The 12,201-nt window shown below is 36.9% G+C and carries 12 protein-coding genes; 4 read left to right on the top strand and 8 right to left on the bottom strand.

Features of this window, described 5'->3' with window-relative positions:
• Positions 1 to 42 precede the first annotated feature (42 nt).
• Positions 43 to 1,242 carry a cardiolipin synthase gene (gene cls, locus B5V89_RS11740; protein ID WP_108072163.1) on the top strand — a complete coding sequence of 400 codons (1,200 nt, stop codon included), beginning with the start codon at positions 43 to 45 and terminating at the stop codon, positions 1,240 to 1,242.
• A gap of 40 nt (positions 1,243 to 1,282) precedes the next feature.
• Here cls and argS read toward each other — a convergent pair whose 3' ends face one another.
• From argS to B5V89_RS11725, 3 genes are all read right to left on the bottom strand, one after another.
• Positions 1,283 to 2,953 (bottom strand): arginine--tRNA ligase, encoded by a 1,671-nt coding sequence (argS, locus tag B5V89_RS11735; protein WP_066235163.1) that lies wholly within the window; start codon positions 2,951 to 2,953, stop codon positions 1,283 to 1,285.
• Between the two features lie 3 nt (positions 2,954 to 2,956).
• The gene (locus tag B5V89_RS11730) at positions 2,957 to 3,469 is read right to left on the bottom strand and encodes a YwiB family protein (RefSeq protein ID WP_244913490.1); all 513 of its coding nucleotides are present in this window, start codon (positions 3,467 to 3,469) and stop codon (positions 2,957 to 2,959) included.
• 220 nt (positions 3,470 to 3,689) lie between these two features.
• Positions 3,690 to 4,436: a sulfite exporter TauE/SafE family protein gene (locus B5V89_RS11725; protein WP_108072161.1), complete on the bottom strand. Its 747-nt coding sequence runs from the start codon at positions 4,434 to 4,436 to the stop codon at positions 3,690 to 3,692.
• A gap of 166 nt (positions 4,437 to 4,602) precedes the next feature.
• Between B5V89_RS11725 and B5V89_RS11720 the strand changes: the two genes are divergently transcribed.
• Positions 4,603 to 5,205, top strand: a complete 603-nt coding sequence (locus B5V89_RS11720; protein WP_108072159.1) for a hypothetical protein — start codon at positions 4,603 to 4,605, stop codon at positions 5,203 to 5,205.
• A gap of 6 nt (positions 5,206 to 5,211) precedes the next feature.
• On the opposite strand, the gene speB is transcribed toward B5V89_RS11720, so the two are convergent.
• Both speB and speE read right to left on the bottom strand, forming a co-directional pair.
• Positions 5,212 to 6,084 carry an agmatinase gene (gene speB / locus B5V89_RS11715; RefSeq protein WP_108072157.1) on the bottom strand — a complete coding sequence of 291 codons (873 nt, stop codon included), beginning with the start codon at positions 6,082 to 6,084 and terminating at the stop codon, positions 5,212 to 5,214.
• An 18-nt stretch (positions 6,085 to 6,102) separates the two neighbouring features.
• A complete protein-coding gene (speE, locus tag B5V89_RS11710) occupies positions 6,103 to 6,933 on the bottom strand; it encodes a spermidine synthase (protein WP_181294659.1) in 831 nt (276 codons plus the stop codon).
• Positions 6,934 to 7,178: 245 nt separating this feature from the next.
• On the opposite strand from speE, the gene B5V89_RS11705 reads away from it, so the two are divergent.
• Positions 7,179 to 9,245, top strand: a complete 2,067-nt coding sequence (locus B5V89_RS11705; RefSeq protein WP_108072153.1) for a transglycosylase domain-containing protein — start codon at positions 7,179 to 7,181, stop codon at positions 9,243 to 9,245.
• 319 nt (positions 9,246 to 9,564) lie between these two features.
• Here B5V89_RS11705 and B5V89_RS11700 read toward each other — a convergent pair whose 3' ends face one another.
• Positions 9,565 to 10,074, bottom strand: coding sequence for a YwhD family protein (locus B5V89_RS11700; protein WP_066235197.1), 510 nt, complete (start codon positions 10,072 to 10,074; stop codon positions 9,565 to 9,567).
• A 15-nt stretch (positions 10,075 to 10,089) separates the two neighbouring features.
• Positions 10,090 to 10,764: a site-2 protease family protein gene (locus tag B5V89_RS11695; RefSeq protein ID WP_108072151.1), complete on the bottom strand. Its 675-nt coding sequence runs from the start codon at positions 10,762 to 10,764 to the stop codon at positions 10,090 to 10,092.
• 173 nt (positions 10,765 to 10,937) lie between these two features.
• Here B5V89_RS11695 and B5V89_RS11690 point away from each other — a divergent pair, with 173 nt between their 5' ends.
• Positions 10,938 to 11,123, top strand: coding sequence for a 2-hydroxymuconate tautomerase (locus tag B5V89_RS11690; protein ID WP_107920458.1), 186 nt, complete (start codon positions 10,938 to 10,940; stop codon positions 11,121 to 11,123).
• Positions 11,124 to 11,641: 518 nt separating this feature from the next.
• Here B5V89_RS11690 and B5V89_RS11685 read toward each other — a convergent pair.
• Entirely contained in the window at positions 11,642 to 12,154 is a 513-nt protein-coding gene (locus B5V89_RS11685) for a YwgA family protein (protein WP_108072149.1), read from the bottom strand.
• Positions 12,155 to 12,201 lie beyond the last annotated feature (47 nt).

Below are 12,201 nucleotides of genomic sequence, written 5' to 3'. Positions count from 1 at the left end.
GAGATACTATTGAAACATTATTTTTTTGTTAGGGAGGAACTTATGCTGACATGGCTTTGGATAGTGTTTCTATTCATTCTACTTATCATCGCTTTATGTACAGCTGACTATGTTTTTGGGAAAAGAAGTTATTTACGTCATTGTAAAAAAAGAGAATATCCTAAACGAATGGGAGAAATTCATCTAATTACTAGGGGAGATGACTTATTTAATTTATTTTACTCCGACATTAAAGCAGCTAAATCAAGCATTCATATTCTTTTTTATATTGTCAAAGGCGACCAATTTAGCAAAAACTTTTTAGAATTACTGGCACAAAAGGCACTTGAAGGTGTAGAAGTTCGCTTATTAATGGATTGGATGGGAAGTTATAGTGTATCCAAAACATTAATAAAGGAATTAAAAAGTATTGGAGCGAAAGTTGAGTTTTGCAATCGGCCCCGTTTTCCTTTTTTATTTTTCACCCTTCAACAAAGAAATCACCGAAAATGTTCGGTGATTGACGGAAAAATTGGATATGTGGGTGGTTATAATATCGGCAAAGAATATATTGATAAAGATCCGGTTCTGTCTCCTTGGAGAGATTATTGCTTTCGCTATATAGGTGAAAGTGTTAAAGATATTCAGGAGGAATTTTCCATCAATTGGGAAAGAGCAACGAAACAGCCTTTATCATTACAGTATTCCCCTGAAGCAGTGAACGGAACGATGATACACAAGTTCTTTCCAACAGAAGGGAAATATTTTGAGGAAGTAATATGCGGTTTAATTGATCGCGCAAATGAAATGATCTATATTGGAACTCCTTATTTCATACCTTCACACGAAATTTTAGAAAGGCTTCTTGCTGCTTTAAAAAGAGGGGTTACGTTAAAAATCCTCGTACCTGAAAAAGCTGATCATATTTTAGTGAAAGAAGCGTCGTTTCGTTATTTTCGGAAGTTAATGTCTAACGGTGGAGAAGTGTACCAATATATGAACGGCTTTTATCATGCGAAAGTGATGATTATTGATCAGTCAATATGTCAAACCGGGACAGCTAATTTTGATCGGAGAAGCTTTTTCCTTAATCATGAATTGAATTGTTATATTTATGATCGCGACTTTATTGAAAGAATAACGAAAGTAGTTGAAAAAGATCTATTAGATTCACATCAGCTTGCCATTGAAGAACTTCATAACACTTCTTTCGGCACTAAAATAAAAGAACTGTGTGCAAATGCAATAGCAAATATTTTATAGTTTAAAAAAATCCAATTCATAGGAATTGGATTTTTTGATGTTACATTTTTTCCGGTGCCGATACGCCAATCAATGCTAATGCATTTTTTAATGTGATTTGTACGGATTTAATTAAAGCAAGGCGTGCCTTTGTTAATTCCACATTGTCTTTATCCAATACTTTTTCCGCGTTATAAAAGCTGTGGAAGGTAGATGCAAGATCATTAATATAATTTGTGATTCTGTGTGGTATCCGCTTTTCGGCTGCTTCAGCAATCACCGCTGGGAAATCACCGATTTTCTTTAATACTTCAATCTCTTTTTCCGCTTTAATTAAATCATATTTTGCATTTTTTTCTACCGTAAATCCTTGTTCTTCACCTTGGCGTAAAATACTGCAAATCCTCGCATGTGCATATTGTGCATAATAAACAGGGTTTTCATTTGATTGTGAAACCGCAAGATCTAAATCAAAATCTAAATGTGTATCCGCACTTCTCATTGCAAAGAAGTAACGAACCCCATCAAGGCCAACTTCTTCGATCAAGTCACGCATCGTTACAGCTTTCCCTGTACGTTTGCTCATTTTCATTTTTTCGCCATCTTTATATAAATGAACAAGCTGAATAATTTCTACTTCAAGATTATCCGGATTGTATCCTAAAGCTTCCATTGCTGCTTTCATCCGCGGGATATATCCGTGATGATCGGCTCCCCATACATTAATTAACTTATCAAAGCCGCGTTCAAATTTATCATTATGATAGGCAATATCTGGTGTTAAGTACGTATATGAGCCATCATTTTTAATCAACACGCGATCCTTATCATCACCAAATGCAGTCGATCTAAACCAAGTAGCCCCATCTAATTCGTACACATGGCCTCTTTCACGAAGAGTCTTTAACATGGCATCAATTTTTCCATTTTTATAAAGTGATGTTTCTGAGTACCAAACATCGAACGGAACACGAAAGTTTTCTAAGTCGGTTTTCAGTTTTTCCATTTCATAGTCCAAACCATATTGACGGAAAAATTCAAAGCGTTCTTCTTCGCTCTTTTTCGTGTACTCATCACCGAATTGTTCGGCAATCTTCTTGCCAATACCGACAATATCTTGACCATGGTACCCATCTTCAGGCATTTCCTTCTCCAATCCAAGGGCTTGATAATACCGTGCTTCAACAGAACGTGCCAAATTATTTATTTGATTACCAGCGTCGTTAATATAATATTCACGACTAACATCATAACCCGCTTTTTCGAGAATATTACATAAAGAATCGCCTACTGCCGCCCCACGAGCATGTCCTAAATGCAAATCTCCAGTTGGATTGGCAGATACGAATTCAACTTGAATTTTTTGACCTTTCCCTGCATCTGTTTGTCCGTACTGATCACCGGCTTCAATAACTGTCGGAATCAGATCTGTTAAATAACTATTATTCATGTAAAAATTTATGAATCCTGGACCGGCGATTTCAATTTTTTCAATAGAGGCTTTAGATGTATCAAAATGGGAAACAATTTCTTCTGCAATCATTCGGGGGGCTTTCTTTGCTATCCGCGCTAGTTGCATCGCCGTATTCGTTGCATAATCTCCATGTGATTTATCTTTTGGTGTTTCTAGAATAATTGCGGGAATTTGTTCTTCTTCTGCTAAACCAGCCTTTAATACGGCATTTTTAATTTCATTTTTGATATTCATTTGAATTTGTTCAACTATATTCATTTATTATGCCTCCTTATAGTTTATCGACATTTCGTATTTACCTGATGAGGAGCCCTGCATAAGAAGATCGTATGCTAGATTAATTAGTCCCTCATTCTTCGTCGTTTTTATATGTTCAATTTTTTCTGTTTTCGTTGAAAGTAAAAGTGTGCCAAATGTACTTTCATAGGAACCATTTTTTTCTACATCCATATGGAAACTTAGGCGCATTTTAATGGCGCCGCTTCGCAAAATAACCGCGTTGTTATCTGCTATCTTAACAATGGTATGTACCGTTCCTTCCTCAACCTCTTCATCGTATTTTAAAAAGAATGCATTTCCTTTTTGATAAAAATTTCCGAAAAGCATTAATTCATAGCTTTCACTTTCTGTATCCTGTTTAATAACTGTCTTTAGGTGAATTTTGACAGGTGTTTGCTGGGTCATTTCTTCTGTCAAATGATTCACATCCTTTTTCTTATGGGCTGTTTGCAATAAACATTGTTGTTTTTGGGAACATAGACCGTTACTTTCCACTACAGGAACCTGCTTTCCGCGGGGAGGAAGTCGAGCCTCCTCGGCTTGCGCCTGTGGGGTCTCGACCTTTCCTCTATATCCCGCAGGAGTCAGGTTCCTTTCGCTCCAATCCACTCTGCGTTTTCATATTTATTAAATATATATAGGCTTTCAAAGCGAAAGCCAGTCCTTTCCATTATAACCTTTTAAGTATAAAAATAAATCTCGGGAAAATCAATGGTTATACGATGAGGATCAATGCGCTAACTGCTGGTGTTAAGATCATTGCTGTTTTCAAAATTCCTTTAGGAACAAGATTTGTAAATTTTGCACCTAGGTATGCGCCAAGCATCGTTCCTATTAATACTTGAATGAGTAATGTGACATCTAGAAATCCTTCTGATGAAAAGCCGACTCCGCCCCCGATTGCTATCGGAACAATCACGAGCATGGTTGTCCCAACTGATTGGCGAAGGGAAAGTCCCAAAAATGTGAGAAGGCCTAATTGAATAAACGGTGTGGAGCCAATTCCAAACGTACCCGAAAGAATCCCTGTAACGATTCCTAATATGGCAGCTTTCATTAATAGTTTCGCATTTAGTGTCCATGCTTCACTAGCTACTTCTTTCTTTTTCATAAAAAATAAGCGAATAACTAATAAAATTGCTGAAAGAAAGAGCATTCCACCAGTTAAATAGTGCATATCATCCGTTGGAATAAATGAAGCAATCTTTGAGCCCACAAACGCTCCAACCGCTCCAAAACCACCTACTAAAAGTCCTGCCTTCACAGAAATATTTCCTTCACGATAGTGGCTAAACGCTCCTGATAGACTAGTGAATGCCATTGCCGTTAAAGAGGTAGCTAATGCGACATGAATCGGAATCTTAAATACAAGTGTAAGAATGGCTATGATAAATCCAGAACCACCTGCGCCAATAAACCCCAGTATTGCTCCTAGTACAAGCATCGTTAACACAATTGCCATTCTTGCCACTCCTATCACGTTTAAAATACTTTAAATTATCCTTATGATTACTAGAATATTATACCTTATTTCCTTTTGCGAACTAAAGCCGTTTTTGGAAAGGACTTTTTCATACATGGATGGAATAGTATTTATATAATTTCATTTAACATAGGGGGACGAAGGATTGCTATTTTTCAAATATCTTTTTATGGTAGGTGTACTATGTTTTACAATTATACGCACATTCATTCGGGATCCTGAAAAAGAAACAGAGGATTACGATCCGAAGAAACTTTTAAGCTTAAGTCGCTTCTTATCTTTAAGTTTTTTTAACTGTTCAATTGCTTGGATCATCTTTAAAGTTGATTCTTTTTTATGGTTAGCCTTTTTTTCTTTAGTTTGTCAAATTATATTAACAACATCTGAAAAAACCAAAAATGCTTGGCTGATAAAGTCAGTAATTATATGTATTTGCCTAATTTTCATTTCCATCCTCCGTGTACCTAAAGATGATGATTCTTTCATTAACTATCTAGATCATAAAGGGACATATCACTGCCCCTTACGTTATGAATGTGTAAAAATAACAACCCCCGTAAATAAAAAAGATGAAATACATACAATAGCGGAGATCATTCCTATAGATGATTCCTCATTTAATTGGTATGTTCTTTTTTCAAAAGGAGCTATTCGTTTCAAAGAAAAGGGCGGAAAAATAGACGAAATTAGAGGACTAAATATTGCAGGCTGGTGGATTATCACCGAAGAAAAAGGATCCTCGCCATGAGGATCCTTATTTCACCCATCCTAAAATCATTTCACGAATCAACTTACTTGCTGTATTAGCTGTTTGTTCTGACGAATCATAGATAGGAGCTACTTCTACTAAATCTCCACCAACGACCTTCACTTGTGAATGTGCAATTTCATGGATCGATGCAAGTAATTCTTTTGAAGTAATCCCGCCACAATCAACTGTTCCCGTTCCAGGTGCATGTGCAGGGTCTAGAACATCAATGTCAATTGTTACGTAAACTGGACGACCGGCAAGCTTCGGTAGAACTTCCTTCAATGGCTCAAGTACTTCGAACTTTGAAATATGCATTCCATTTTCTTTTGCCCATTCGAACTCCTCTTTCATTCCGGAACGAATGCCGAAAGAATATACATTTCTAGGACCAATTAATTCAGCCACTTTTCTAATCGGTGTGGAATGGGAAAGTGGCTCTCCTTCATATTCAGAACGCAAATCTGTATGTGCATCCATATGAATAATCGCGAGATCTGGATATTTTTTGTACATCGCCTTCATAACCGGCCATGAAACGAGATGTTCCCCACCCATTCCTAATGGAAATTTATTATCTTTTAAAAGACCATCAATGTATTCCTCGATAAGATCAATACTGCGTTGCGGGTTTCCGAAAGGCAATGGAATATCTCCTGCATCGAAGTATTTCACTTCTTCTAATTCACGGTCTAAATATGGGCTATACTCTTCTAAGCCAATTGAGACCTCTCTTATACGCCCTGGACCGAAGCGTGAGCCTGGTCGGTAACTTACCGTCCAATCCATTGGCATCCCATAAATGACTGCTTGGCTATCCTCATAGGTAGGATGGCTTTTTATAAATACATTGCCAGAATAAGCTTCATCAAATCGCATATGTGTACCTCCTCTTCCTTATTCAGTTAAATCTTTAACAAACTTAGGCAGTACAAATGCCGCTTTATGAAGTTCTTTCGTATAGTATTTTGTTTCAATATCATGGAAGCGATCTTCACTTACTTCAAGTGGATCATATTTTTTTGATCCAACTGTGAATGTCCACATCCCACTTGGATATGTTGGAACATTAGCGATATACAGACGAGTGATTGGGAAAATTTCTTTTACATCCTTTTGTACCTCACGAATTAAGTCAGCTTTGAACCAAGGATTATCTGTTTGAGCAACGAAAATACCGTCTTCTTTTAATGCTTTTGAGATACCTGCATAAAAGCCTTTTGTAAACAAATTAACTGCTGGTCCAACTGGTTCTGTTGAATCAACCATAATTACGTCATATTGATTTTCACTTTTTGCAATATGCATGAAACCATCATCGACTTGAACATCAACACGAGGATTTTCTAGTTCACCTGCGATTTCGGGCAAAAATTTCTTGGAATACTCAATCACTTTGCCATCAATATCTACAAGTGTTGCTTTTTTCACGCTTGGATGTTTTAATATTTCACGTATAACTCCTCCGTCACCGCCGCCTACAACAAGAACATTTTCTGGATTTGGATGAGTAAACAACGGAACATGTGCCACCATTTCATGATAGACAAACTCATCTTTTTGCGAAGTCATCACCATATCATCCAAAAGAAGCATATTGCCCCATTCAGCTGTTTCTACCATATCTAGTTTTTGAAATTCCGTTTGCTCTGTATGTAAAGTTTGCTTGATCTCCATTGTAATTCCGAAATGCTCAGTTTGTTTTTCAGTAAACCATAATCCACCCATTTCCATCTTCCTTCCTATTATAAATATTAGCGTCCTTGAATTACGTACTTCTAACTCATTTTTCCCTAAGACACTAAATACAAACATGAGAAAAAGTATAGTGAATTCTGGCAAAATTGCAAGAAAAATTTTCACTCATATATTAAAAATATTTCTACTAAAAAATTATTTTTTGCATGTTTAAAATAGGGTCTGTTTTTTCATACTGATACAATAGGCATTTTTAGAAGCTTGAGGTGAGCGTCATGGAAACAATGACAAATCCAAAAATTAAAAAATCAAAACGTTTTTTAAGGTTATCATTATTTGCCTTACTTATTGTTCTTACTATAACGATTATTTCTATAGCTGGAATTTTAATATATGCAAAAATATTAGGTCCTCCCCCTCTTTCTGTCCCGCAATCTACTCTATATTATTCAAATGATGGTACTCTTATCGGAGAAAGTAGTAACGGAGATAAAAGATACTGGGTTGATTTAGACGATGTAGCAGGAGACTTGATCCATGCGACAATATCCATTGAGGATCAAAACTTCTACTCACACCACGGATTTGATTACAAACGAATTGCAGGTGCATTTTTAGCAGATATAAAAGCGATGGAAAAGGTGCAAGGTGCTAGTACGATTTCGCAACAATATGCAAGAAACCTTTTTTTAACGCTTGATAAAACATGGAAGCGGAAAATTTCTGAAGCCTTTTATACGCTTCGACTAGAGATGAATTATGATAAAAAAGAGATTTTAGAGGGCTATTTAAACACAATAAATTATGGTAATAAAGCATATGGAATCGAAGCCGCCAGCCAATTTTATTTCGGAAAAAAAGCGAAAGATCTCAGTCTAGCAGAGTCGGCCATGTTAGCAGGAATACCAAAAGGGCCAAATATTTATTCACCTATTGGTCATTTTGATCGAGCAAAATTAAGACAAAAGATTATTCTACAATCAATGGTTCAAAATGGCTATATAACACAAAAAGAAGCTGATAAGGCAGCAAGCAAGAAGCTCAAAATTATCGGTGAACATTCCTATTCGCAAACACAGGTTGCCCCTTATTTTCAAGATACGGTGAAACATCTTTTAAAAACTAAAATTGGGCTTGACGATCGAACCATTGATTTAGGCGGTCTTCGTGTGTACACAACATTGAATACCGAACAACAAGAAATTGCCGAAAAGGTGATTGACGAAACCATTTCCGAGGATTCTAAAATCCAAGTAGGATTTACAGCTATGGACCCTAATACAGGCTTTGTATCTGCATTAGTTGGTGGGAGGAAATACGAGGCTAGTCAGTTTAATCGGGCTGTACAAGCTATTCGCCAACCAGGCTCCACCATTAAACCATTACTATACTATGCAGCTTTAGAAAAAGGATTTACGCCAACAACAATGATGAAAAGCGAACCGACTACTTTCCGTTTTGATGATGGTAGGAAGGATTATACTCCACATAATTTTAATAGTAAATACGCGAATGATGAAATTACTATGGCACAAGCACTCGCACTTTCTGATAATGTATTTGCAGTGAAAACACATTTATTTTTAGGGGAAGACGTTTTAGTACAAACAGCCAAACAATTTGGAATCGAGACAAAAATGTCTAAAGTTCCTTCTTTAGCTTTAGGAACATCCGGTGTCCGTGTCATTGATATGGTCAATGCCTATAGCCTTTTAGCAAATGGCGGTAAACAAGTGGAGCCAGTCTTTATTACGAGGGTAGAGGATTATCAAGGGAAGGTTATATATCAGTATGAACCTCCTAAGAAGCAAGTACTTGATTCAAAACTTGCCTTTATAATGGATCAAATGATGACAGGAATGTTTGATAAAAAGTTAAATGGGTATTCGAGTGTCACAGGGTCAACGATTGCTAGTCAAATAACAAGACAATATGCAGGTAAATCCGGGTCAACCGATACGGACAGCTGGATGATTGGATTCACTCCACAGCTTACTGCGGGAATATGGACGGGATATGATCAGGGGAACCAGATTACACTAAATGCAGATAAACTATATGCCAAAAACATCTGGGTGCGCTTTATGGAAAAGTCCCTTGAAGATCAGCCAATCAAAACATTTAAACAACCAAAAGGTGTAATTGCTGTACCAATCGACCCGGAAAGTGGAAAAATTGCAACCGATGACTGTCCAGTTTCTCGATTAACATATTTCATCGAGGGAACAGAGCCTACTGATTATTGTGATAAACACATTAATGAAGAAAATCTTTGGAAGCACGATAAAAGACATGAAAAAGAGAACAAAAATTGGCTTAAAAGGTTATTTAAATGGTTTTAAAGATCAAATGCGGAAGCGCCTTGGTCAGCCCCGACAAGCAAATAACCTTTCACCAATGANNTCATTGGTGAAAGGTTATTTGACCTCGAGGGGCTAGGCGCTGGAGCTGGACGTAGACTTCACCAGTAGGAAAGTTATTCACAATCGATTATTTTATAGTTTCCCAAACGTTGAAAAAACTCGGGGTGTGCGTCCCCGAGTTTTTTCGTGTCCTAGTTTGTATATGCAAACCATCAATTCTAGTTTACTTATTTTCCATGGAATCAGCAAGTAGCTGCAAATAAATTCAAACAAATGTCACGATTTATTCACATTTACTTTATTCCGCTGCCAAGCCTTTTTTTAACTCTTCACTAGACAGCTCCCACATTTTTTCATCGTGACTTTTCAAGAAGTCTGCCAATATTTTTTTAGATTTTGCATCCATATGGTCAACAATAATATGGCGCTTTAATGATTTATCTAAACGATTTACGTGCTCTGGCAATGATTTATACCCACGTCTTGCTTCTTTATTAACAGTCATTTCACAAGCTGTCACACCCGCAAAATATGGTCCTTCCTCTTTTCTGTCGATCGTCACCCAAACTAACCAATAAGGCTTAGCCCCTTCTGGAACATCCTCACGATTAGGTAAAAATTTCACCCTTTTCTCAACAGAACTTCGTGCATGCATAGCACCAATATCAACAAAGGCTTCTCCTTCATTTACATCTACAAATACCGGTGATACATTCTCTAAACTTAATGATCCGATTCCGAATCCTCGATGCCCATCGGTAGGATCGTTTTTAATAATATTGAATTCTAGCTTTTTCTTCCCTTCCATTACGAAACCTCCTGACTACATAAACATTGAAAAAATTGTTTGAAAGCTAGATAGAAAAAAGTTACTAACTTTTTGCATCAGCGGAAAAATGGTGTATTCATCTAATGGTGTTACAATAATAATTAGAAATACTAAAATACTATATTGTTCAAATTGAGTCATTTTTGCCCGTACGGTAGGGCTCACTAAGTCCTCCACAATTCTATACCCGTCTAGCGGCGGAAGTGGAATTAAATTGAAGACAAATAACATCATGTTTAGTTGGACAAAAATATTTAAAAAATCCATGATGAAGCTTGATGCATTCGTCCATGAACCTGAAGAAATTAAAAAATAGAAAACCCCATATCCGATAAATGCCAATAATAAATTACTTAACGGACCCATAATCGAAACTAAAATTCCTGCAGCTCTCGGGTTTTTAAAATGGCGCCGATTGACGGGTACAGGACGTGCCCAACCAAAACCAGCAATCAAAATAAGAATCGTTCCAAATGGGTCAAGATGCTGAATCGGATTTAATGTTAATCGACCTTGATCTTTAGCTGTTGGATCGCCAAATTTATATGCCGTATACGCATGGGCAAATTCATGCACAGTAAAAGCAATTAATAAGGTAATAACTACAAACGGAAGTTGTTCAATTGGATATTTCAAAATACCAGACAAAAAATTATTCAGTTGATCCACAAGCAAACCCCTTTTTCAATCATTCTATTCATTCTAACTATTAGTATACAACAATCCAATGATAAATTCCTTGTAGTGAAGCTCTTTTTATTAATATCCCCTTGCATGCCCTTTCATAAAGCAATACACTTTGATTGTAAATACTATTTTTCGTAAAAGGAGATGTCAATTGAATGCCATACATTACAGTAAAAATGTTAGAAGGTCGTACAGAGGAACAGAAAAAGGCTTTAGTAGAAAAGGTAACAGAAGCTGTTAGTGAAACTGCTGGTGCACCAAAGGAAAATATCGTCGTTTTTATTGAAGAAATGTCAAAAAATCATTATGCAGTAGGCGGAAAAAGATTAAGTGATAAGTAAAAAGAGCCGGGCTTGCCCGGTTCTTCTTGGATTAATATGGAGCATTATATATAAAATCACTAAAAGGCCTTAAAAATTGGTAGTTTCCTGTTCAATCGGGTCTCTTTTGTTTCTTGCGGTACCATTGGCGGTGGTGCTCCTGCTCTATCGGATCGCTTCCGTCTCTTCAGGTACCATTGGCGGTGGTGCTCCTGCTCTATCGGTTCGCTTCCGTCTCTTCAGGTACCATTGACGTTCGTGCTCCTGCTCTATCGGTTCGCTTCCGTCTCTTCAGGTACCATTGACGTTCGTGCTCCTGCTCTATCGGTTCGCTTTTGCCTCTTCCAGTACCATTAGCGTTCGTGCTCCTGCTCTATCGGTTCGCTTTTGCCTCTTGCAGTACCATTGGCGGTGGTGTTCCTGCTCTATCGGATCGCTTCCGTCTCTTCAGGTACCATAGGTGGCGGGACGCCTGCCCTATCGAATTGATCCTTCATTCTATTAATTCCTTACTTTTTAATTAAAACAAACAGCTAAGCCTATTCCTGTGGCTTAGCTATTTTTTTCAATGACTCAATATATTTATAAGCTTCATCAATTTCAGCTGCACTATAATTCTGTTTTGCTTTAACAGTTCGGATTTTTTCGATGACCTCTTGCTGAGGAAGATTATCAAAATAAAGAACCGTAGATACCAACTCTAGAAAACGAGAGTTTTGTTCGTTCATATTGACTAAACATTCATCTAAATGTGGAACCTTCGTTTCATACATACTTAAAAACTCTTTACCACTATCAGTGATTGTATAGCGATATTGAAAGTATCCACCTTTTTTTTCTTTCACTTCTTCAATAAAACCTAAATTAGTAAGTTCCTCTACCCGAAGAGTTAACTCCTCTGAATAAGGACCATAAAAGTGAAATTGAAATCTTTCTTGAAAAGGAAAATCTAACTTTTTCGATATATAGATCATCTTTTGTAACTTCTTTCGTCCAATAATCTCTCCTGAAGCTGCAAGTGCCCCCATCAATCTAACATGATCATTTAACAAAGAAACTCATCTCCCGCTTAATAAAAACTAAAAACTTATCAATCGTG

It is taken from the genome of Heyndrickxia sporothermodurans, from assembly GCF_003055045.1.
Lineage (GTDB): Bacteria > Bacillota > Bacilli > Bacillales > Bacillaceae_C > Heyndrickxia > Heyndrickxia sporothermodurans.
This window is presented reverse-complemented; position numbering and strand designations above follow the sequence as displayed.